The organism is Paenibacillus sp. FSL M7-0656 (genome assembly GCF_038003225.1).
GTDB lineage: Bacteria > Bacillota > Bacilli > Paenibacillales > Paenibacillaceae > Paenibacillus > Paenibacillus amylolyticus.
Window position 1 is genome coordinate 987,522 of sequence record NZ_JBBOOT010000001.1, and the last position, 24,086, is coordinate 1,011,607.

At 44.2% G+C, this 24,086-nt stretch carries 21 protein-coding genes; 5 read left to right on the forward strand and 16 right to left on the reverse strand.

The window, feature by feature from the left end; genetic code table 11:
• Positions 1-126: 126 nt before the first annotated feature.
• The 4 genes from MHI01_RS04205 to MHI01_RS04220 form a co-directional block, all read right to left on the reverse strand.
• Positions 127-2,178, reverse strand: coding sequence for a serine hydrolase domain-containing protein (locus MHI01_RS04205; protein ID WP_340982600.1), 2,052 nt, complete (start codon positions 2,176-2,178; stop codon positions 127-129).
• A 110-nt stretch (positions 2,179-2,288) separates the two neighbouring features.
• Complete coding sequence (locus MHI01_RS04210; RefSeq protein WP_253508285.1) at positions 2,289-3,587, reverse strand: GHKL domain-containing protein; 1,299 nt, start codon at positions 3,585-3,587, stop codon at positions 2,289-2,291.
• Position 3,588: 1 nt separating this feature from the next.
• On the reverse strand, positions 3,589-4,329 hold the full coding sequence (locus MHI01_RS04215; protein ID WP_253508283.1) for a LytR/AlgR family response regulator transcription factor: 741 nt from the start codon (positions 4,327-4,329) through the stop codon (positions 3,589-3,591).
• A 197-nt stretch (positions 4,330-4,526) separates the two neighbouring features.
• Positions 4,527-5,291, reverse strand: a complete 765-nt coding sequence (locus MHI01_RS04220) for a YheC/YheD family protein (RefSeq protein ID WP_253508281.1) — start codon at positions 5,289-5,291, stop codon at positions 4,527-4,529.
• A gap of 202 nt (positions 5,292-5,493) precedes the next feature.
• Between MHI01_RS04220 and MHI01_RS04225 the strand changes: the two genes are divergently transcribed.
• Both MHI01_RS04225 and MHI01_RS04230 read left to right on the forward strand, forming a co-directional pair.
• Entirely contained in the window at positions 5,494-6,303 is an 810-nt protein-coding gene (locus MHI01_RS04225) for a DUF6492 family protein (RefSeq protein ID WP_047842887.1), read from the forward strand.
• 17 nt (positions 6,304-6,320) lie between these two features.
• Positions 6,321-7,694, forward strand: a complete 1,374-nt coding sequence (locus MHI01_RS04230; protein WP_101313692.1) for a sugar phosphate nucleotidyltransferase — start codon at positions 6,321-6,323, stop codon at positions 7,692-7,694.
• A 106-nt stretch (positions 7,695-7,800) separates the two neighbouring features.
• Here MHI01_RS04230 and MHI01_RS04235 read toward each other — a convergent pair whose 3' ends face one another.
• From MHI01_RS04235 to MHI01_RS04255, 5 genes are all read right to left on the reverse strand, one after another.
• On the reverse strand, positions 7,801-10,611 hold the full coding sequence (locus MHI01_RS04235; protein ID WP_340982601.1) for a glycoside hydrolase family 2 TIM barrel-domain containing protein: 2,811 nt from the start codon (positions 10,609-10,611) through the stop codon (positions 7,801-7,803).
• Positions 10,612-10,797: 186 nt separating this feature from the next.
• Positions 10,798-11,592 (reverse strand): SDR family NAD(P)-dependent oxidoreductase, encoded by a 795-nt coding sequence (locus MHI01_RS04240; protein WP_340982602.1) that lies wholly within the window; start codon positions 11,590-11,592, stop codon positions 10,798-10,800.
• A gap of 129 nt (positions 11,593-11,721) precedes the next feature.
• On the reverse strand, positions 11,722-12,720 hold the full coding sequence (locus MHI01_RS04245) for an AraC family transcriptional regulator (RefSeq protein WP_340020309.1): 999 nt from the start codon (positions 12,718-12,720) through the stop codon (positions 11,722-11,724).
• Positions 12,721-12,912: 192 nt separating this feature from the next.
• Entirely contained in the window at positions 12,913-13,485 is a 573-nt protein-coding gene (locus MHI01_RS04250; RefSeq protein WP_051449755.1) for an esterase/lipase family protein, read from the reverse strand.
• Between the two features lie 186 nt (positions 13,486-13,671).
• On the reverse strand, positions 13,672-13,980 hold the full coding sequence (locus MHI01_RS04255) for a hypothetical protein (RefSeq protein ID WP_036608134.1): 309 nt from the start codon (positions 13,978-13,980) through the stop codon (positions 13,672-13,674).
• Between the two features lie 163 nt (positions 13,981-14,143).
• Between MHI01_RS04255 and MHI01_RS04260 the strand changes: the two genes are divergently transcribed.
• Positions 14,144-15,376 carry a GAF domain-containing sensor histidine kinase gene (locus MHI01_RS04260; protein ID WP_036608137.1) on the forward strand — a complete coding sequence of 411 codons (1,233 nt, stop codon included), beginning with the start codon at positions 14,144-14,146 and terminating at the stop codon, positions 15,374-15,376.
• A 46-nt stretch (positions 15,377-15,422) separates the two neighbouring features.
• Positions 15,423-15,848, forward strand: coding sequence for a hypothetical protein (locus tag MHI01_RS04265; protein WP_253508273.1), 426 nt, complete (start codon positions 15,423-15,425; stop codon positions 15,846-15,848).
• Positions 15,849-15,945: 97 nt separating this feature from the next.
• Here the strand turns inward: MHI01_RS04265 and MHI01_RS04270 are convergent, their stop codons facing one another.
• Positions 15,946-16,368, reverse strand: coding sequence for a hypothetical protein (locus MHI01_RS04270; protein WP_076249393.1), 423 nt, complete (start codon positions 16,366-16,368; stop codon positions 15,946-15,948).
• Between the two features lie 267 nt (positions 16,369-16,635).
• Between MHI01_RS04270 and MHI01_RS04275 the strand changes: the two genes are divergently transcribed.
• Positions 16,636-17,910, forward strand: a complete 1,275-nt coding sequence (locus MHI01_RS04275; protein ID WP_340982603.1) for a stalk domain-containing protein — start codon at positions 16,636-16,638, stop codon at positions 17,908-17,910.
• Positions 17,911-18,004: 94 nt separating this feature from the next.
• Here MHI01_RS04275 and MHI01_RS04280 read toward each other — a convergent pair whose 3' ends face one another.
• The 6 genes from MHI01_RS04280 to MHI01_RS04305 all read right to left on the reverse strand — a co-directional run bounded on the left by MHI01_RS04280 (position 18,005) and on the right by MHI01_RS04305 (position 23,960).
• The gene (locus MHI01_RS04280; protein ID WP_036608149.1) at positions 18,005-18,223 is read right to left on the reverse strand and encodes a hypothetical protein; all 219 of its coding nucleotides are present in this window, start codon (positions 18,221-18,223) and stop codon (positions 18,005-18,007) included.
• A 42-nt stretch (positions 18,224-18,265) separates the two neighbouring features.
• Positions 18,266-19,456, reverse strand: coding sequence for a Ger(x)C family spore germination protein (locus MHI01_RS04285; RefSeq protein ID WP_340982604.1), 1,191 nt, complete (start codon positions 19,454-19,456; stop codon positions 18,266-18,268).
• A 3-nt stretch (positions 19,457-19,459) separates the two neighbouring features.
• Positions 19,460-20,575 carry a GerAB/ArcD/ProY family transporter gene (locus MHI01_RS04290; protein WP_339286793.1) on the reverse strand — a complete coding sequence of 372 codons (1,116 nt, stop codon included), beginning with the start codon at positions 20,573-20,575 and terminating at the stop codon, positions 19,460-19,462.
• A 40-nt stretch (positions 20,576-20,615) separates the two neighbouring features.
• Positions 20,616-22,025, reverse strand: coding sequence for a spore germination protein (locus MHI01_RS04295; RefSeq protein ID WP_340982605.1), 1,410 nt, complete (start codon positions 22,023-22,025; stop codon positions 20,616-20,618).
• 148 nt (positions 22,026-22,173) lie between these two features.
• Positions 22,174-23,055 (reverse strand): carbohydrate ABC transporter permease, encoded by an 882-nt coding sequence (locus MHI01_RS04300; RefSeq protein WP_083684212.1) that lies wholly within the window; start codon positions 23,053-23,055, stop codon positions 22,174-22,176.
• 14 nt (positions 23,056-23,069) lie between these two features.
• Positions 23,070-23,960, reverse strand: a complete 891-nt coding sequence (locus MHI01_RS04305) for a carbohydrate ABC transporter permease (RefSeq protein ID WP_036608160.1) — start codon at positions 23,958-23,960, stop codon at positions 23,070-23,072.
• Between the last annotated feature and the right edge of the window lie 126 nt (positions 23,961-24,086).

Sequence of the window (24,086 nt, forward strand, 5' to 3'; positions counted from 1 at the left end):
AAATAGTTACGGGATTGTTAAATTATTCAAAGAAAATATCAAAAAAGCCGCCACTAGGCGACTTCTTGATAAATGTATTTTTTCGGAGATAAGTTGCGAACGTGACTCATTAATGAAGTTTCTACTTTACTTTAGTTGAATCTGGAATACATCACCGGAGTCCCCACCAAAAACGATAAAACCACTTTTCGGGAGTTTCGTCGATTCCTGATTGGTTGCTACAGAGAAGTCAACCATTTCCCCTTTATCATTATACACTGCATAACCTCCGGTCTTGGGAGAATCCACCGTGATGGATTTGTTACCCGATCGGGCGTCGATCGCATACCACCGGGCTTGACCGTTTGCCGGAATAGTCGTAATTCCTTTTTTTCCACCAAAGATTGGAGTAATCGCATCCTCGGCAATGTATTCTTGCCCATCCTGGAGCAAAATCTCGGCGCCATTCTTTGTGTAAAATTGCAGATCAAACGCGTCTCTTCCGTTCATTACAGGAATCTCGGCGATATTCTCTGCGTTGTTTGCATCCATGATTTGCGTGCCATTAGCATAGCCATTTTTGGCATCAACAGACAAGTTCTTGATCAGCATCGATGGAAGCAGATAAAAAATCGATGTTATTTTTTCATCCAACGCGTAATATTTCGAGCCGTCACGAGCTGTCCATTTCTCTTTCGTTGCTGCGTCAAGCGCATTATGATCCAGTTTTTGATAATCATACGTGTTCATTACCGTTTGGCCTATGCCGGGTAACGTAATCATACCCTGAACTTTAACATATACCTTGTCATTACGTTCCTTCACAAAACTAGCTTTCACACTGCCATCCGCACTTGTAAAATGTTCGTCGCCTGTGTACACATATTTCTGCTCTGGAATAATTCCACCCAACAAGTCTGGCAGTTGCATCTCACCATCCTTAATCGTTATATCCAATGTCTCTCCTACCGTACCATAGAGACCGGAGTACGCGCTTAATTCTGTTGGCATCTTCACTTTGTCGGGTGACGAGAAGGTCTGATCGGGTTTAACCTTGTCGATGATGCCTTGATCCGCCAGAACTTCCAGCAGCACTTTGCTGGCAAACATCTGATTGTAGATGGAAGATCCGCCAGATGATAGAACCGCCATTGAAATATCATGTTCGGGTATAGTGATTAACACGGCGTGGTACAACATGGTATCCCCGCCTTTGGCAAGCGCGGTAACCCCATAATCGCTGAAAGGTGCAAGGTCAACCGAATCCCATCCCAAGCCATAATTGATCGTATTTTGCTCATCAGATACCCATATGCCCTTACGATATTCATGAGATTGCATGGCCTTCACAGCAGATTCGGACAGAATATCCGGTCTGTTCCCCATTAAAACCTCTCCGAATTGACTCAATTCTTCTGCGGTAGAGTACACTCCGCCTGTGCCGATAATGTTTGCATTTTCGGTAGGCATCTTCATCTCAAGTGTAGGCCAATAGGTTTCGGATAATTGCGCTCTGTCAAAGGAATCTAGTGGTGTCTTCGTTGATTCCAACTTCAACGGCTCGCTGATGAACTTGACGATATATTCGCTGTAGCTTAATCCACTCACCCGTTCAACCAGGATTTCAAGCAATTGAAAACCGTCATTGGCGTAGACGGAGTATGCGCCAGGTTTGGATTTCAGTTTTTCGGACTGAAGTTTGAGCAATAACTCATCATGATTGCGGGTGTCATTATCTTCAAACAACATGCTGTTTCCATAATGTGTACCGTAAAGACCGGATGAATGATTCATCAACATGCGCGGTGTGATTTGAGTATAGCGCGCATCTGCCATTTTAAAGTCCTTGATATACGAAGTAAGTGGCTCATCCAGATCTATTTTACCGGAATCAACCAGCTTCATGGCGGCTGTCGTAACAACCATTTTGCTAACCGAGCCTATGCCATACATGCTATCCTTGTCTATTGGCTTCTGTGATGCCTTATCGTGCAGTCCGACACTATCTGATAAAATATATTCCCCTTCATCCATGATCGCATATTGCACACTGGTGACACCGTAGTTTTGCACCATCTCCTTGGCGATCTGCTCCGCCCGTGCCTCAATCGTACCGCTGTTATTCGCCTCTGCTCTGACATCTGCCAGCGGTGTAATTACAAGCACCGCTGTACATAAAAGACTAATTAGTTTCTTCATCCTATGTCCTCCCTCAAATGTTCTTATGAATGAATTCATCATATCCGGGAAGAGACTGATCAAACGCAAACGGACCCTGAATGGAAAAAAACAACCCCTGAACGGCAGGTTCAGGGATTGTCGGTGTGGAACGGAAGCACGACCATGTTGTTAAATTTCCGATGCTGATGCTCAATACTCATATGTCCACCATATTTCTCGCACATTCGCGATATATTGGTTAGACCGATCCCATGGTACTCCGGATTGGGCTTGTCACTTTTCAAGTCAACGATCGGTTGCTCCACATGATTCATAATCTGGATGACCAGTGTAGATGATGTGGAGTGAATGGCAATCAGGATATATCGATCCTCAGCCTGTCTAACCTTCTTGGAGGCCTCAATTGCGTTATCGAGCATGTTACCCAGCACCACACACAGATCGTACCGATCGATCTGAATATGTTGTGAGTGGAGCTGGATTTTGGTGTCGATTTTGATCCCGTTTGCCTGCCCCATAGCCAAGGTATTTGTAACGAGTGCATCAATGACCAGATTGCCGGAGTTCACCCGCTGGTACGCACCTTCAATGGTATTTAATGTTGACTTGATATGGTCACCTGCCGCTGCCAGTTCGTTACGCTGGATACATTCATCAATATACAGAAATTGCTGATTGATATCATGGATGATGGATTTAATGTTTTTGAAACTGTGAACGGTCTTCTCATAGTTGGCATCCTGGTAGTCCATCTGACGCTGTAACTGGGTATTTTCATGCGCAAGCTGTACCTTTTCCACCATATTATCGAATACATATACAATGAACACGTTGAGAAATAGAGAGCCTAGTACGGAAAAGACGTAGAATATGTTTTTTTCACTATATATGGAGGCCACATTGATCTGATAGATCGTAATAATGGGTACGATGAGAAACAGCAAATAATAACGATAATGCACGGCAAAACTTCTGCGTTTAGCCACTAAACGTACAATTTGAATAACAATGAACATGATACTGCAACCAACCAGCATCACCTTGGAGAGAATCCAGTGGTTTTCTCCGTTGAACTGTTCCCATGAAATGAATTCTGTGGATTCCAAAACTCCGAGAATATATACAGCTATCGTATTTGCCATTGTAATCAGAACCGCATACAGGATGGTAAAAACAAGCTTGATTTTAAACTCCACTTCATAGGACTGTGCCAGACTGAAGATTAACAGCAGAGCAACAGCAGTAGAAATGATATCAGAGAAGGAAGAGACCAAATAAAAATAACCCAACATGAGAAATACTATGAAATAGATCGCTCTGCGCGGCTTTCGTCTGGACTTGCCCAACACAGAATCAAAATAAAAATTCGCCTGAAATGCCATAAGTAAGGTCACAAAAATGATGGAAAAGATCATATAGGTACCCATATCATTGAATCCTCATGATCATATATTTGGTGTAGGCATCCTTGATTTCTTTGACCTTGGATCGACCTATGGGCAGTTCCGTTCCATTCAACATAATGACTTGGGTACCGGAAAACTTCTGAACATGCATAAGGTTAATGATAATCGAGCGATGGATCTGCAAAAAACCATGGTCTTTCAAACCGGTAGCATAACTAGATAGAATGCCTTTGGTCTCATGTACATTTTCCTGTGTTACAAAATTCAACTTGTTCTTGATTGTTAAACTTTTGACGACCTCAATCCAGAGAATATCATCATATTTCAGCAACAGTTCATCATAGTCTGATTTGATTAGTACATACTTTTTGTCCAATGCCTGAAAATATTGACACAGCTTAATCATCTTTTCCTCGAAAACTTGCGGCTGGATTGGCTTGATCAGATATTGAAAGGTGATGACATCAAAGCTCTCCACCATATATTCCGGGTAACTGGTCAGAAACATAATCTGTACATCCAGAAACTTCATGTTCCTGATCTCTTTAGCGGTCTGAATCCCGTTCATTCCGCCCATCTCCACATCCAAGATGAGAATATTGAATGTATCCCCAACCTCTCTGTAGTGTGAGAGCAATTGTTCACCAGATGTGAATAGGCTAATTTGAAAATCAAAATTGGTTTTTAGAGATAAGGAGACCAGCATGGATTTCACACGTTCTCGTTGCTGCTCCTCATCATCACAGATTGCAATATTGAACATGGGGGAACATCCGCCTTTCATCGACATCGACTCTGAATTTCACTCTCGAATATACTATTTTAGCATAGGTTTCGGAGTCGAATGGGGATGAAATGCATTATTCCGACCCTAAAACGCAGATCAACAAAAAAAGTCGCCACATTGGCGACTCTTGAGCTTGTAACCTTCTCCAGCATTCCTATGAAAAGTCCGGTCTGTTATTTTGTTTTTTTGGGCACAGCATGACGGTAATATCGTATTACCTTGCGATACATCGTCTTGTCCTTTAATTGATTGAATATATATGGGTCAGGTTTGACATTCACTTCAATAATCCAGGGTTTCAGACTGTGGTCAAGGCCGATATCTACACCGATTTGCTTAAGATGCGGGTACTTTTTTTTCATATGACGAGCTATGCGCAGGCTAAGCTCATTCATTTCTTGAATCAGTTCATTTCTGCGTTTGGTGGATGCATGTGATTTTAGCAGCTTGTGAATATCCATCGGTGTACCACCACTATGATAATTGGTTACGATTTTCTTTGGATGACCCAGTCGCCCGATGATTCCGGTGGCTTCCCAATGTTTGGTCGGGCTTAGCTGTATCATGACACGGATGTCAAAAGGTCTGTTATTGTGCTTAAGCAGATGGATTCCTCTCTGAATCAGATAACTTCTTTTATTCACCAGACGAGTCAGACTGTTATAAAACGATTCAAAACTGTCAAACGTCAGACGTTTTTGCTCTATCTGATAGACAAAATGTTGCTGACTTTCCATCTCCGCCTTAATAACACCCATCCCGAAAGTACCTCTCTCGGGTTTGACATAGACCATCCCATATTTGCTGATCATGGATTTCAGATTCGTTTTGTTATATTTCTGTGTGTCGGGGATGAACGGTTTAATTAATTCATTATTAATGATCAATTTTGTTTTTAACCACTTGCTTCTTAACGGCTGCAACTTATCAACTCCCATGTCGTAAACTCTCCCTTCAGCAACCGCATCAAAGCCTGCTGTTTGATCAAGATCCTGCAAGCATTATATGTAATACCGATAAAGGAACCCTCAACAAAAGCCCCTATTCGTAAAAATGTATATTTGCACATGCCCTGACCAAAACACTTTTGCACACATACCATATAATGAGTCATCACGATTTGTGCAAGGAGTTGAGAAGATGTCTGTCCAGCCTGGAATCCGGTTGAACAATGCGCCTAAGATTGATGTTCTTATACCAGCGATCGAGAAAGATTTGGCTACCCTACCCCTCGTCATCGATAACATTCGCCGTTATGTAAAACATCCCATTGGAAGCATATATATTGTTTCTCCGGTCAGCACCAAGATCAGAAAACTCTGTTCCCTTAAAAACTGCATTTTTGTTAATGAGCGATCCGTCCTGCCTATAACCAAAAACGACATACACTACCAGTCCTCCCGATGGAATCGGTCAGGCTGGTTATATCAGCAGTTGCTCAAAATGAACGGAGATTCCATTGTGAAGGCAAAGTACTTTCTAGTCATGGATGCAGATACCGTACTGATTAAACCTCATTCATTTCTTGTAGAAGGCAAAACAGTCTTTTACTGCCGTGACTGGAGCCAGCCGGAATATTTCAATACCTACCGCAAGTTGTTAGGCATGAAAGCTCCGCGCCCCCGCTCTTTTGTCACCCATTATATGCTGTTCGACAAATCAAAACTCGCTGCCTTAAAACAGAAAATTGAAGCGGTTCATAAGCTGCCATGGTACAAAGCGATCATCTCCAATATCAATAAGAAGAAACAGTTTGGTTTCTCCGAATATGAAACGTATGCCAATTTTATGTATACGAAAAACCCAGGCAGCATGGTCCTTAGAAGTTCCAAGAATAAAAGTCTGAATGTGAACGCTTCTTCGTTAAAAGAGCAACAAATCCGCAATCTGGCTCTTAAATATCGTTCTCTTTCCTTTCATAAACGGAAAATCTATAGTAAAGCTCCCTGAGCTTAAGGAGGAAGCCCATGCATATCGTAATGCTGTGCGGCGGCTCTGGCAAAAGGCTCTGGCCGTTATCCAATGAGCTTCGCTCCAAGCTGTTCATAGATATACTTCCATCACCCGCTGGAGGTAGGGAATCCATGATCAGCAGAGTATGCCGCCAGCTTGACAGTTCATCCCTAACGGATTCAACACTCATTATTTCACATCAAGATCAGGCTAATATTACGGCACGACATACTCAAGGCAAAATACCAGTCATTGGGGAACCTTATAAACGAGGCACTTTTACTGCGGCGGCCTTAGCGACGTTATATCTGCAATCCTTCCGAATGGCCAAAGATGACGATGTGATCTGTATCGCGCCAGCTGATGTGTTCGCAGGTGAAGATTTTTTCAGCAACTTCCAATTACTGCCGGATATACTGAAACACTCTCAAGCCGATATCGCTTTAATTGGGACAAGGCCTACACATGCTTCAGAACAGTATGGATACATCCTGCCGGATGGGGAAGAACGTAATGCTTATGCGCCCATAACACAATTTATAGAAAAACCCGAAGCCTCCATTGCTGAAACGCTGCTACAACGTGGGGCACTATGGAACTGCGGTGTGTACGCGTTCACTGTCGCGTTTATGATATCCCATATTAAAAAAATGGGGCTTCCGGTTCATTATGATCAATTGTCGTCCCTGTATGAAGCGTTGCCTGAACGGAGTTTTGACAAGCATGTTGCAGAAAAGGCACAGCGAGCCGTAGTCCTGCCTTATGAGGGAGTATGGCAGGATATTGGAAGCTGGGATACGCTGTGCGCACAGTTAGATACCCATGTAATCGGACATGGCGGAATCTCGGGTTCTTCCTCCGATTCCTATATTATTAACGAGCTTCCCTACCCCATCCAAGTCATTGGCGTGCCAGGTATTATCGCTGCCGCAAGTCCGGATGGCATTCTCATTGCCAACAAAAATAATTCAAATGAAATTAAAGCGCAATTGGGTAACTTGCCATTAAAACCGATGTATGGTGAAGCAACCTGGGGCAGTTATCGTGTCATTGAGAGTTCGTTAGACAATGAGAATACAACTGTAACCACATTAAACATAACGGTTCTACCGGGCAAACATATCGGGTTGAACTGGCATAGAACTGGGTGTAGAGCATGGACCGTGCTTGCAGGCAGTGGGCAAATGCTTGTCAACGGAAAGGTCATGCAAGTGAGTATGGGCAATCAGTTCGCGATTACCAAGGAGAGTCTCTTTTCTATTCTGGCTGAAACCAGGATGGTGATCCTTGAGGTCCGGATCGGAGTAACAGAGGAGAAAGACAACATACTTTTTGAAGAAAAAGATTGGAATGTAATCCTAAAAAGTGCAGGTTCATTTAACGCATAATGATAGAATGAACCGGTTCAATCTGCGTGTCTTATAGCCCCTTCCATTCGCGGAAGGGGCTCATTGGCATAATTAAGGGAAACCTGACACTTCTTCTCCCTATATCTTAGTTAAACAACTTGCGAAGTTCCTCTACTTCCAGACGTGCAACTGGCTGGTAAGCGGAACTTTGTACATAACGCTGGAAGCTGTATAACAACTGTCTGCCCTCCAATGTAGTCATCAGACGCTCCAGATTCAGCGCTCCCATCAGCACTCTCCCCTTCCGAACCCGACACTCCATCAACAGGCCGAGCTTGTGGTTTCGCTCAAAATTGTCAATGGTCTGCACGATCGGATTCAAGTCTTTATCCAACTCATCCAAGATGATCGATGACGACTCGGACACGATGCTCCACCACGGATAAGTTGAGTGCTCCTCTGTGACAAAATGTTCGAAGGCCGGATGATCCTGTTGAATTAACAAGCCCATTGTGCCCACAGGAACTTCTCTTTTCATATTCTCCGAGATGGATCGGAACATAGGGTAAGACCAGAAATCGGTGCTATAGAAACCTTGGATCGCGTGTTGAAGCTCATTGGGATTCGGGAAAAGTAAAATATCCTCGCCCTGCTCAAGCAGCGCCAACGCCTGTTCCGAGAGTTCGGTAAATAGATTCAAACCGCTCAGGTCCACTTCCTCCTGTCTCGGGTAGATCCACAGGTCGTAAGACTTACGGATATCCGTGCCCGGAATGGACAGTCTAAGCTCCACTTTGGTCATATTGGAGACTTCAGGAATGCGAATGCTGAGATCCGCGACATTCACATAATGTTCTCCATGGGTCGCTGGCAGGTCTGCTTTCCCTTCTGTAAGGGTGGAATCCTCACCATGTAGCTCCCACTTCAGATGACGTCCGTCCAATGCCTGTCTGCGGAAGTAACTTAGTTCAATGCGTGCTTCGAACAATTCACCCGCTTGATAATTATATTTGGGGAATCTCGCCAACAACACAGCGTCGGAACAAAACGTTCTCCACTCCTCAGGTGTAATCATGCCTTTGGAATCCATGAATGCGTCCAGTACACCCACCAGCGCCGTTCCCTGACCACTGAAATCCTGAAGATCCAGCAGCTGGAACCCGGCTAGTTGCTTCGAACGAAAAGCAGCTTCCAGTTCTTCCTTGTAACATGCGACCGCGAGTTTACCAGAGGCTCTGAAGTATGCTTCCGCCAGATGTCCCAGCCCGTTGGCATTCAGACGCTCTCGAAACACTTCGAAATTCTTGGCTTTGAGAGAACCCGTATACTTGTTGATCTCCTCGAAATTAGGAAACGTGGCGTACTGTCCAATTTCATGCGAGATGATTGGTACGTGTGAGACAAGTTGGTCACTTCCAGCTTCGGCCTGCACTGTTTTGGAACCTGTCCCATACTGAATCTGAATCTCTTTGTCCCCAGTCTGACCAGAAGGGTCAGCATCGCTGCCTTGCTCAGGTACAATGTTTGAATCGTAATCTTTCAATGTATTTGGCAGGTCGGTCTGCACGTGACCGAGCGGAGCATCACACATCGCATATGAACCTCTGAACAGGCGCTCTTTGGAGAAACGAACCCCGCAGAAGAATTCACTTTCCTCCAGAATGTCCGGCACAAACTGAAAGTTATTCGAACCTTCGGTGTATAGATGACGATGATCATATGCTTTGTATGCCTTCAGGATCGAATTCAATCTGTCCTTGCTTCCCCATAGTTCATTCCCCATGGACATCATGACAAACGAAGGATGATTACCAAAAGCACGCAGCATCGCAAATCCTTCGCTAATCAAGTAATCCTGCTCGGCTTGATTATGCCCATCCGAAGATTCATCCGTAATGGTTCCCCAGAACGGAAGCTCAGGCTCCATGTAGATGCCGAGCAGATCCGCTGCAATAAAAGCAGCCTCCGGAGGACAACAGGTATGGAAACGGTAGTGATTGATACCGTAGGACTTGGAGATAGCGAGAATACGAACCCATTCATCCACATCTGTTGGCGCGTATCCCGTGAGCGGAAAGATCAGCCCGTCATGTTTGCCTCGAAGAAACGTTTTGCGACCATTAATAGTGAATTTGTCTCCGGCAGCCCGGAATTCCCGTAATCCCGTCCATACTTCGGTGGAATCCAGCACTTCGCCGTCCTGATCTTGCAGTTGAATGTGAAGTTGGTACAGGTTAGGTTCATCATCACTCCATAACATAGCATCTTCACCAATCTTGTACGTCAGCTGGATTTCCTGCGAATTCGGGGCGAAAATCTGTTCCTCGGTCGTATACACCGGATCTGCACTGACTGCAACAGCTGAAACCACGATTCGTACTTCTTGCAGGTCACCAACAAGTGCTGCCTTGATATCGAAAGATCGAGTCGCAAGATCGGGATAGACCTGAACATTATCCAGGAAAACACGCTCGAAAAATTGAAGTTCCAATTTCCCTGTGATGCCGTTCCAATTCGTCTGTGTGTCTTCGGATGTAAGGTGACCCCCTTTGGTTGGATAATTGGTATTGTCCACTCGAATGGTAATTGTATGAGTCCCAGCGGTTAGCCCTGCCTCAATCTCGTAACGGTGAGGTGTGTTCAGACTGTTTTGTGTTCCGCATTCCACCCCATCGATCCAAACTGTGGTTACTCTTGTTCGTTCCAGATGCAAGAAGCAACATTTTCCAGCCAAGTGTTCGGGAATTTCAATCTCTCGTGAAAACCAGGCATAACCCTCAAATAAGTACTCATCCGTCAGCGCACCGATTAACACATTCTCGTTTTTCTTGCCCTTGGCCGCATGAGATGTAGTATTTGGCAATGTAATAACGTCTGAGAAATTCAAACCACGTTCCGCCTTATGTTCATCAAGTTGGAGTTTCCATATGCCTTCCAGATTTATTGCTTCTATCATGATAGTGTCCCCTTTTAGATTCATATAATCGATAAAAGTAATCGCTTCCAATGAATAGAAATCGTTTTCGAAAAACATACCTGTATTATAAACTCGATTGACGCCCTCGCATAGATCATTTACAAATAAAAAAGTCGCCAATGCTGGCGACATCTTATGGATACCTATCCTGTATCCTGAACAATTTTAAAATATGGTGGGAACCATACCCCCGTCCATCCGGATGGGAGAGCCTCTGAAGGCTGAAGCATATGGGCTGCATACAAATGCAGCGAGTCTGCCTATTTCACTTGGCTTGATGAATCGCTGTAATTCGGACTGTGGCAGATTACTCTTCATAAAGTCTTTCTCCTTTTCCTCGAAAGTGAGTGCCTCATCAGGGTATATGCCCTCAATGATTTCTTGTACGTTTTCAGACAGTGTTGGACCTGGCAGGATCGTATTGATCGTAACCTCGGTCCCTGCTGTCAGTTTGGACAAACTTTTGGATAATGACAGCAGCATTGACTTGGTCATGCAATACTGAGGCATCTGGCCTGAAGGCATAAGGGCTTCTTCACTTGCGATGAAAATAATACGCCCGTCATTGTTCTTCACCATTTTAGGTAAATAAAATTGAGACAAGCCATTGGCAGCTAGTACATTAATACGGAAATATTTCTCCCACACTTCATCATTTATGTCTTCATAACTCATGATTTCATATATCCCCATGTTATTGATTAATATATCAACTTCAGGAAATTTCTCGAATAAAGCTTGGCGTTGCCCCAGATCCACAAGATCAGCGGTAGCCTTTTGCGGAGAGGTCTTTGGAAAAGTGGACTTGATTTCACGAACGGTTTGTTCCACCTCTTCATCATTACGTCCATTAATCAGAACATTTACTCCTTCTCGAGCGAGCTCAAAAGCTATTGCTTTACCGATTCCTTTTGTTGATCCTGTAACTAAGGCTGTTTTCTCTTTTAGTCCCATATCCATCCTGCATTTCTCCTTCATGATTACAACTATCCGGCAGCTGCTTCTGGACATTGCCAATAGCTTCATGCACCGGATAGGTATAATATTACGTAGTCTGAAGGGCCTAGTAACTAGCACTTTGCGCCAGAGTTATTGCCTGACACGCCAATTTGAAGGTGTATCCCCTTCCCAGATCTTGAAAGCACGATAGAACGAATTCTGATCTTCATATCCAACCAGAAATGCCACTTCTTTGATATCAAGTGAAGGATCTGCAAGGTACGCTCGAGCCTGCTCACGTCTGGCCTCGGTTAATAATTGCTTGAAGTTTGTGTTCTCCTCCGTCAGTCGCCGCTGCAAAGTACGATCACTCATGCGAAGCTCTTTGGCGACCGTCTGGATGTCAGGGCGCTTTCCTGTGAGGCTGCGTTTCATAATCCATTTGACCACTTCAGTAATGGAACGATTGCTCTCTTGTTCGTCGAGCGACCGATCCAGTGCCGGGGTCAGAATCTCCAGTAACTCCTCGTTATACGATAGAAATGGAAGACTCAGATCTTTCCGTTCCAGCGTCAGCCGATTATAGTTGGAATTCGTATCGACTCGGCAGCCGAAGTAATCCTCAAGGGTGGCTACGTCACCCATCGGTTGGGAGAACTCAGCCCGTTTTGCAATCAAAGGCTGTCCTGTGCCCCTCCGTCCAAGTTCGATCAGAAATGCCAGCGTAATACCGACCAGTAATGGCGGACCTGGTTGCTCCTTATGTAACCATCCTAGTTCAATGATACATTCCTCACCTGCTTCGGTAATCTGCAAACTCTCGGGAGGACACATCTGCTTGTAACGCACCATGCGATTCAACGCATCACGATAATCACGAGCATGGTACATCGCCAGTACAGGCGGAGGATACTTCGATATTTCATATCCGGTTGCAAGTTTGATGATGCCCTCGGCGGTGTCCCCATTGAGATCAGAGTAGGCCTGCCAGATTGCGAAGTATTGAGATTGGGTCACTACAGGTTTATTTATTGTCTCAAGAGATAGTTGTGCTGTACGAGCGATGTCATCAGCACCAATCCCTAATTGATGTAATCCAGCCCAAAAGCCTGGATGAACTTTAATCCGATCATTCGGTTGAGGTTGCATGTATACAGACTCCTTTAACTTGTTCCATTTTTATTCTGATTTCTAATTATAGAATGGATGTACCTATTTTTGAAACTTACCTCAGCGAGCCATTTCCGGGTAATACGAAAACACGACTAACCATGAATGGTCAGTCGTGTTCAAGTCAATCATTCAGAATATTATGAAAGAATGCACATTTTGTATGTTCAGCTACTCATTCAACGCAGTTTTGATCAAAGCATTCACTCGTGAGTTAAACAGCAGACCGATATGGGATACGAGGGAAACCGAAACGTTGTTCGCCCCGTTCAACCGGGAAAGTACCGGGGACACAATCGTGTCACTGGTGGAATAGATCGAAGTCACCTTTATTCCACTCGGAGCTGTCGTTGTGGTCAATCGATTAGCCCCGCCAAGGGTAATCAACTTATCCACTTTGGAAGCGCCTCCACGGTTAAGTATGTAATAGAGACTATTAGCTCCACCCATGCTATGAGCTATAATATTGACTTTTGTATGACCCGTTTGGCGCAGAACATCATCTACGAATCGACTAATTGCTGCGGAGTTCAACAGCTGGTTTCCTTGTTTGCTAGGAAGGTCAATCGCGAATAATTCGTCTCTTGTCCACCCTTGGCTACGCAAATAACTCTCAATTGCTGTAAAATTGCTATCTGAACCGGTCAATCCATGTACCAATACAATGGGTGTACGTGCCGTAGCTGCAGAAGCCTTTGAACTCGATCCTATTCCAGTTATTGATAAGGCAAGGATCATACTCATGAATACAACAAGTATTAATTTGGTCTTTTTCACTTCATTACCCTCCTGTAAAATGTTTTATATTCCATATATTACAATCTAACATATGGAATATAAATGAATCTTTAGTCTCATTTTTACAGGAATGTCTAAAGGATACTACAACTAACATCATTACATTTTTATCAAACTCTAGTTCTCTACTTCTTATCCTTCAACGATATCTGCACGTAGATCTGTTGCAATCTCAATCATTTTGGGTACAATAGCTTCGTTAGAAATAGCTACATACAGATCCCCCATGTACAAACGAAAAGCAATCTGTGCACCCTCAAGGTCCCACATAAAAAAGTCCCCCTCAATGGTCATGGTGCTCTCTGCTCCTACAATGTTAAGAACCGGTGAATAGGTAAAATCGGGTTGGGATTCGAAGTAGAGTTTGCACTCTTCCAGCGAGATGGATTGTTCGGCATTACTATCTTGCATGGATCGGGTAATTCGAAAACGCTGATTCATTGATTTGCCTCCAAAACTTTATTAATATATACATGTTGCACAGCATTATATTTTCTCATTTCCGTCTTCCACTGTCAAAACCATACATGATCGATTCTTCAAATTCATATATACTGAATACAGTGCACAACGAATTTCTACAATCAGGAGGAGTCAAATCAATATGTTAAAAACAGAATTCATTGATGTACTATCCCTTGTCTCACATAAATTATATGATTCGGCTGCTAACGTTATGGACACGGCAAGCAGGTTAATTCCTGCAAACACGTTTTGTATTGCCCAGTTGGATCATCTATCCACCAAAGTTCTGAACGTATATAATCGTGACAAACTAATTCTGGGTGAGGGGCTGGTCGTTGACAACGCCGAGTCATACTGTGCACTTGTGACTGAACATTCCCAAGGCCCGTTAGTAATCAATAATAATCTAACACATCCATTAACCAGACATATGGACGCAACCGAATTCGTAGGTGGGTGTTCATTTGTCGGTGTGCCTATACATAATGAGAACGGAGAAATTTACGGCTCCCTTTGCTCATTTGATCAGGATTTCTATTCCTATCAACAAAAGGACGTGGATCTGCTTCTCTCCTTGTCTTCCTTTTTCACGAGTCTTCTTGAGATGGAAACAACTCTGCAACAATTAAAACAGGCGGAAGAGACCGCTGCAAAAGTGCTTGAAGAAAAGAAAAATTTGCTGGCCGTTCTCAGCCATGAAATCCGGACGCCAATGAATGGTGTTCTTGCAATGGCCAATCTGTTGCAATCTACCAGGCTGAGTGAGGATCAATCGTTATATGTTAATGTCATTGAGTCAAGTGGCGCCAGCCTTCTGTCGATGATGGATCAGATTCTGGACTACTCCAAAGCAGAAGCTGGTGCGATCTCTCTGGAGATCAAGCCCTATAGTGTCTCTGACACAGTTGAACATGTATTACAATTATTCTCTTCTGAAGCACAGAAAAAAGGAATTAGGTTGTACGCAGAATATAATATTAATGATCATCTGATGCTTATGGGCGATCAGCACAAAGTTCGTCAGATTTTAATCAATCTCGTTGGGAATGCACTTAAATTTACGGAGAAAGGTGAAGTATGCATCTCTACTGAGGTATCTGCTGATACCAAAGGTACTCTCCATGCATCCTACGAAATAAAGGATACGGGCATCGGCATCCCACAGGATCGTCAGGATCTGTTGTTCAAATCCTACTCCCAGATTCATGGTAATTCAGGAAAGTATGGCGGAGCAGGGCTTGGCCTGTCCATCTGTAAACAACTCGCCGAATTAATGGGTGGCATTGTATGGCTTAAAGAGTCCAGTCCTATGGGCAGTCGGTTTGTCTTTAATATTTCCAGCGCTTCACCCAACGTCCATACGAATATCTGAATGATGAATATATTATTCTATCTGAAACAGATAGGAGGTATATACGTTGACTCAATTTCTGGATGCAAGATCATCGCAAAATGCCGCCTTGTTTAATTCTATCTCCATACCGATTCCAGTGATTTTTACGCCACAATTATTCGGCCAGATTGGTCTCATCACCGCTGGAGCCGGAACCAATCTAAGAGTTTCATTAAAAGGAACCATCACGGTGCAATTGCCACGTGCACTTTTTATAGTGAGGATTACTGTGGTAAGAGGAACAATCGCAACCGATCCAATTGTATACTCGGGAAACCACACATATGGTCTGAATGGTCTGCTTAACCCTGAAGTGATTGTCTTCTCTTCCACTGACTATAACCCACCACTTATGCCTCAATTAACCTATACCGCTTTTATCAGCACAAACCTGCTCGGTACTACTCGGGTGGGACCCGAGAGTTTCGACGGATTTGTCGTTTCAGATTGAACAAACACGTACAACCCCATACCTCTAATCGGTTTCCCGTAGATTAGAGGTATGGGGTTGTTTTTACGATTAACATAACTATTTTTAGAGCGAGCTATTAATCAGAGACCACAAATCCATCAAAATTCTCGGGACCAACACGGACTGTTCCCAGCAAGTTGGAGCTTATAAAAGCAGTGTAAGTTAATTGTGGTAAAATCGGTGGATTAAAATCATTTCCAGAGAATGTTATTACTTGTGGTGCCAATACACTTAAACCAAATGTGGACGTTGCGGAGTAAATAACCGGGTCCGTTGACAAGGTACCTCTTACAACGGTAATCGTTATTCCCGCAAGAGCTAAAGGTAATTGTACAGAAACCGTTCCTTTAAATTGAACTCTGGGATTCGCTCCTGCTCCGGCAGTTTGCAGACCGATTTGACCAAAGAGCTGTGGGGTGTTCAGTAATAATATTGGAATAGCTATTGAGTTGGCCAAACTGGCATTTTGTGATGTTCTTGCATCCAGAAATGTGCTCATCAATCTACCTCCTAATGTTGGGATAGGATAGTATATTCGTAGCGTACTATTGTGTTTGGACTTCTAGCCAACAACTCACCAAAGCTATCATTTAATTTCACTATCGTCGGAAGAATCTATTAAACAGCGATATGATATATATGACTATATTCCAGACTCTTATATTGGAACGATATGAAAATTTTGTTATGATACATATGCTAGATTACTAGATATGGTTATAAAATATAATTCTACTATTATGTACGGAGTTGGAGGAGACATACGATGCTTATTAAACGTGTAGGAAAAATCGCCGCGGTTACTGTAATTGCTCTCTCTATTCTTGGAAGTACCCCCAATATCGGTGGAGCCTATGCTGCCCCGGCCATCTCAGTTCAATTGGATGATGTGGCCCTGAAATTTGATGCAGCTCCACGAGTTGATAAAGGTGTCACTTATGTTCCGTTTCGGACGGTCGGTGAAGCCCTAGGTATCGATATTACCTGGAACAGCAAATCACAGACTGTAAAAGCAACGAACACGGTGAAAGGACAAACTACCGAGGTACTATTACAAGTTGGCAGCACCACAGCGACCGTAAATGGAAATAAAGTTACACTCGCAGCTGCACCCGTTCAGCGGGAGGGCCGCGTACTTATTCCACTAAGTTCGTTCAGTAACCAATTCGGTGTACAAGTAAGCTGGAATCAAGCAACCAAGACGGTCTCCCTTGTCTCCCCACAACGCGAGATGCACCTGAGAGCCTTCTATGCATTGCAATCCTTTCAAGAAAAGGACCTTATTACTTCCATGAATTCCGTAGCCTTTGGCTGGAGCCGCATTGATCGTGAAGGTCAGTTTACGCTCCAAGGAGATGAGTACCGCCTCCCTGCTGCTGCGGGTGATATTACACCGCAGTCCATCGTTGCTGATGCAGCAGATCAACAGATCCAACCACAGCTCATGGTGTATGCCTTGGATGGAAACGGAGAACTGACCAAAGTTCTGAGCGACAAGAGCCTGCGGCAGAAATCGATTGAAGGTATAACTGCTGCTGTCACAGAGCATGGTTTTGACGGAGTTGTTCTGGATTTTGAAGGACTGGGCTTTAAACTGGATGTAGTAGAACAACAGAAGCTGCTCAATGCTTACGTGAAACAATTAAAAAGTTCCTTGCCCCAGGACACAGCTTTATCTCTGGCAGTACCGCCGCTAAATAGTGCTTATAAAGGTTATGATTATAAGACACTTGCCTCTATTGCAGATGATCTTATCATTATGGCCTATCAGTATAATCCGGTTGGCACCAAATCTCAGGTACCTGAGCCAAATAGTCTTGTAGATCAGGCAATTCAATTAGCCATACAGGCCGGTGTCCCAAAGAGTAAACTTCTGCTCGGTATCAGTCTAAGCAGTGAAACGCCGCCCTCTGTTGATGATAAGCTGGGTCTCGCCAAACGTTATGACCTCAAAGGAGCCGCGTTCTGGCGTCTGGGTCTGTTCCGTTCCTACAATACGAAAATGGAAGATGCCGTGAACGCTTCTGTGATTAAAGAGTAAACATTCTGACTGGATGCAACTCACTACTCACTTAAATAAAAGAAGGACCAAGCCTCTGGTACGCAGAGACTTGGTCCTTCTTGTTCCCATCATCTTACTTTATAAATTTATCCACACTTCCAAATATAAGCTTCACAAACTGGGTAGGACCAGGCAAACGGGGCTGAAAGAGAAGAATGATCCCAATTACTGCCGCCACAGCAGTAAATCCCGCGCTCACTATTCTGGCTCGCTTCTCTTTGCTGCTCTTCCACTCTCCATACACTATCGCAGTCGCCAGCATCAATATTCCAAGGATTGAGCCTAGTTTCATTCAATCACCTCTCTTCCAGGCTTGTACAGGAGCCGATTCTGTTCAACTTTCGTCCTCATTAGGTATCCCCTGTGGTCCTGTTGATTTTCCGGTACGTACTACATGTGCATCTACGTTGACTTCCACGTCCATATCAGGATAGATGGTTTCCCAGTTCTTCTCCTGCGCTTTCCATTGATGCGGGTAATATCTGCGGAATTCAACTGCGAATTTGAAGAAATCGGAGCGCAGCTCTTTCTGGGACATGTCTAAAGCATCATGAGCCAAAGATGTGAGTTTAGCCGACCATTCCTTTTCCAGTTTAGTTAATACAGCGGGATCAGTCAGATTTGCATCCGTCGTATTTAACACCACTTCTCCCCTGGTTTGGATGTCGACCTTCATACTCCACTGTTTGTTTACAATTCGCGGCTTCAAGGAGGTTTTATTTTCAATGAGTCTTATCGAAAAAGAACCCTTTAACGGCTCAAACTCAACGGGCATGATAATGCTGTTCAGTTCTTTTGCAAGTAGTAATACACCTACGCTTAGTGGTTCTTTGACCGTCTTGACATAACGATCCTTCTTATACATACTCAGACCTTTCACATATGGCGTAGTGGTCAGTTTATCCTGATCGGGCTCCGGGGGTAAGATTAACATGCGAGACAAAATGGCTGAACTGCTCGGACCTTCAATAGATTTAGCCAGTTCAAGCGCAGTAACACGTGTACCTAACTTCAGATTGGCCATCTCACGTAGCGATTCAGCAGAACTTCGCTCCAGCGGATCAAGTAACGCAAGGATATCTTTCGCAGCCTTTTCGCTGGAAAAGACATATGCATGCTCCCTGAACTGGGGGTAACGCAGGAAGAAATCGATATACTCGCGGATACCGCGTTTGCCGGCTTGCTCACTGATGATGATGACTTCGCAGTGGCCCCAGAACATATTCCGGGGAACTTTACGTTGTAACCGATTCAATGCCTCGGCAATTGTACGTCCTTCCGCTGTTCGAATCATTGTTACCCCGCTTGGACTGCCTCCACTCCCACTGCTATCTCCTGCACTCGCCTTCCGCGGAATGAAAATCTGTGAAGTCAATTGTACTTTGCCATCTTCATAATCTATCCCTGTAGCCAGCACGATAGCCAAATCGTTTATCTCGATACGATCCCAGCATCCACTTAAAAGCACACAACACAATATTGGCATTAGTAGTACTCTATATATTCGCAAGTGCTCCTCCCCCATCAATCAGGTGTTCGCTCGATTCTTCCGAAAATGTGCCCACCCTTTCTTCAGCCATGCGACACCGTAGATCATAGCCGGAAGGATTAATAAAATGCTGATCGTATACAAGTTGGCTGAAGCGCTAACCAAACTGGAAATACCGGATCCACCGGACACAACCCAGTAAGCAAATACCATGCACAGGAACGAAAGTGGCGCAACCACAGGTTTGTAGTCCCGCAAACCAAACCATTCCGCGGTTGATGTAGCAAAGATATATAAAAAAACGGAAATTTTAACGAAAATACCGAAAATCCAGATAGCAATAATAAGGGATTCGATATGTTGCAGAAAGTCCGCAATGGTTATGTATCTTGCTGCGATCATGACCGGAAATACAAATGTATCCGTCAAATCACCAATTAAAAACAGGCAAAACAGATTGGTCACTGTCATCGCAGTTGTTGTAAATACAAGGGAACCCAGCATGACCCGGGTTATTCGTTTTTTTTCATTCACATAAGGTAGCAGAAAAGCCAACACGATATATTCACTAAACCATGCAGCAGGTGCAGCAGCCCCCGTAATAATGGGAATTGGACCCTTCTCCATAAAAGGAAACAGCTCGGCAGGATTCAGTTCACCAATCAACAATATAAAGATCAAAGCCAGCAGAACGATCAGCAGGGTAACAAACACCTGAGCGGTTCGTCCGACAACTTCAATCCCGAGTCTGACATTAATCGCACATACAACAACCATCGTCCCCATCACAACAAACAAAGGTGTACGCGGAAGTGCATTATTGACAATGAATTCACCGTATTCCCGAATAATCAAGCCCGTCAGGTGGGGCAAAAAAGCGATATATATCAGACCGAATAACTTGCCTGGAATCCGACCAATAATCAATACGCTGGATTGAATGAGCGTTTTTCCAGGGTACAGACGATCAAGTCCAACGGAAATACCAATAGCAGCCAATCCAACGATTGAACCTATAATTGGGGTCATCCACATGTCATGTCCTGCATAGTGCATTGTAATTCCAGGCACAGACAGGATAGCCGTCGCGAGAATGGCGGGAAAGACCATAAATGCCAATTGAGTCACCGATATTTTCCCTTTGTCCGTCAACATATGTAATCCCGCTCCCTTGTTTGCTTGAATGTAGATTGTTCTAGTGTGGTTTGTTCCTTGGGGATGGACGCCACCATACATCCTTAAGTTCCTTAGCCATCGTCGGTGCTACCGGTGAGAGATAAGGTGTTCCAAATGAACGAAGACTGCTTAGATGAATGACAACCAAGATGACTCCCAGCATGACACCCGTGAGTCCCAACGTTCCTGCAAGAAACATCATGGGAAAACGTAGTAGACGGGTCGCGATGCTGGCAGCATAGCGAGGGATCATGAAAGAAGCGATACCGGTAATCGCTACAATGATAATCATGGGGGCTGAGACAATTCCGGCACTCGTCGCCGCTTGCCCAATAATTAAGGCCCCCACAATACTGACCGCTGATCCGACCTGCTTGGGCAATCGGACGCCAGCCTCACGCAATGCTTCAAAGGCAATTTCCATAATGAGTGCTTCCACCAGGGCAGGAAAAGGGATCTCTTCTCTCGCCCGAGCAATACTGAGAAGTAATACGGTAGGAATCATCTCCTGATGAAACGTCGTAATCGCTACATAAGCCGATGGAAGCAGCATGGATAAAACAAAAAAAATGTATCGCAGCCAGCGTACAAAAACACTCATGAACACATTTTGATAATAATCTTCGGGAGATTGTAACATGGAAAAAATGGTTACTGGCGCGATAAGGGTAAACGGCGTTCCGTCAACGAGAATAGCAAACCGACCTTCCAGCAAGTTGGAAACAACAACATCCGGGCGCTCCGTCGCAATCATCTGTGGAAATGGTGAATATCGCTGGTCAACAATGCCTTCTTCAATGTACTGACTCTCCAGTACGTCTCGGAGCTTTAAATCGCCAAGTCGTGTCTCCACTTCCTTAACAAGTTTGGGATCAATAATCCCCTCCATGTATACAAGTGAAATACTCGTGTTTGTACGATCTCCCATGTTACGTGTATGAATCTTCAATGCAGGTGTCTTGAGACGTTTGCGCAATAAAGACATATTCATGGTCAACGACTCTGTGAACCCATCCCGTGCACCACGCACGGTCGATTCAGCTAACGGTTCTTCCGTTGAACGATTTGCAGCTAGGTATAGAGGGTATGTAGTTCCTCCTATTGAACCGTCCAGTAGTAACAGAGCTTCTCCTTCAAATATGGCCTGTACTGCCTGAGTAGTCGTTTCAACTTGCTTAACAGAAGCTAGCGGAACATGCGCAGCTTTGATCCCCATTTCCTGAAGGGGCGTTAGTACCTGTCGTTCCAGCCGCTCCGTATCGCATACCCCAACACAATATACGCATAACGCTGAAGTAAGACACGCGGTTTGGAATGTATGAAATACAACGTCCGAGCAACCCGCAAAAACGGAGCGTAACATTTCTTGATCAATAACAAGTTGTCCGGTTAATGGCAGGTCCTGTTGTGTTATTGCTGATGTGTCCATGACGCCTCCCCTTTCCGTAAACGCTCCGTCCAGATATTCTCAGTTAAAGGTATCCTTTACTTATCAGATGGGATATATACGCAAAATATAGAATCCAAAAAAAGCCGCCCTCATGAGCGACTCTGATGATATAAAACGCTATTCATCCCTATCCTTTCACAGCACCCAAAGCAACACTCCCAATAATCTGTTTGGAAAATATAGAGAATACAATAATAATAGGCAGGATTGAGATCGCTACACCCAAATACAAGAGCCCATAATCCATCCCATAGTACCCCTGCACTAGCGCAACCAATACCGGAAGTGGATATTTATCCAGGGAGAAAAATAGCACCAGCGGTGTTAGGAAATTATTCCAAGATCCGATAAACGTGAATATGCCAAGGGCGGCGATTGCCGGCCCCAGAATAGGCAGTACAATCTGATTGAACGTCCGGAACTCACCGGCACTGTCCACCCGCGCAGATTCAATAATCTCATCCGGGATGCTGCTCTCCATGAACTGTTTGATAAAAAATACATTAAACGCGTTAGCCGCAGCAGGCAAAATAATTGCGGCATAACTATCCAGAAGTCCCATCATGCTGAATAGTCGATATACGCCAATGAGAGCCAGTTGACCCGGTACCATCATGGTTGCTAACAGAAACAGGAACAACCCGTTTCGTCCTTTGAATTTAAATTTGGCAAATCCATACGCAGTTAAGGCCCCAATATACAGAGATAATACGGTCGATGTTCCGGCAATAAATATGCTGTTGGCAAACCCACGCCAAATGTTGATTTTGGATACCATGTTCATATAGTTATCAATCAAGAATGATCCGGGAAGAAATGTAAACGTCGAAGCAATCGTTGCATTGTTATGTGTGGAATAGATGAGCATCAGATAAAATGGAATAATGCAGAGCACGGCAAGACCTGTCAGCAACAGATAGATGATGATTTTGCCTGCCGTCAGGCCCCTTGTATTGGCATATTGCTGAATCGCCGCATTTGGTTGTTCAACTGATTTTGCAGTTTGCATAAGAACTCCCCTCCCTATGAACGGCTCTTCCGCTTGGTCATGATGAAGGATGCAACAGACAACAATATGATAATGATGAACAGGCAAAATGCGATGGCAGCGCCGTAACCAAATCGTGTGCTCTGAAATGCTACATTATAGAGATACATAATGCTCGTCATGGCTGCTCGGTCAGGACCGCCATTGCCGTTGGTTAGTGTAAATGGCTGATCGAAAATCTGGATGCCACCAATAATGGATGTAATCATCTGAAACAGAATAATTGGACGGAGCATCGGCACGATAATATGGATGAAAATATGTTTCTTTTTCGCACCATCCATCTGGGCAGCCTCCAGCAGAGAAGGGTCAATGCCCTGAAGACCGGCTAGGTAGATGACCATCGAATAGCCAAAGTATTGAAAAAACAAAATGGATGATACAATCAGACGCATAAACCAGGGGTCATTTTTCCAGTTAATTGGATCTTGTATTATGCCGGTCTGCACCAAAAAATGGTTCAGTCCGCCAGACTGCCAGTCAAAAATCAAGCTGACAAGCAATCCAAGTGATGCCGCCGTAACGATGTTGGGAAAAAAGTATACGGCTCTGAAAAAGTCCCGTCCTTTGAGCAGCTTATCATTCAAGATAAAAGCCAACACAAGTGAGATTGTGAGCTGTGGAACTACAGATACGCCCCAGATGAATAACGTATTAAACAAGGTTTTGTAGAACAACGGATCTTGTAATACGGCAACGTAGTTACCGATCCCTACAAAATCAGGTGTCGTGATCCCATCAAAGTTGGTGAAACTGATGTAGAGGGAATATAAAATGGGATACAACCCAAAAGTGGTGAAAATAATAAAAAACGGAGCAATGAAGTAGTAGCCGTAATGGTCCTTGCGAATCGTTTTGGCAAACATGTTCTATCCCCCCAGTTATCATCGGATGTGTATATTCAATCGCTTACTTCTAGGGCGTGTCTGAGAACTCCGAAGGAAGCAGATTTTGCCGAATCTTCGTTCCAAGCAAGAAAGTTTTCCGCAGGC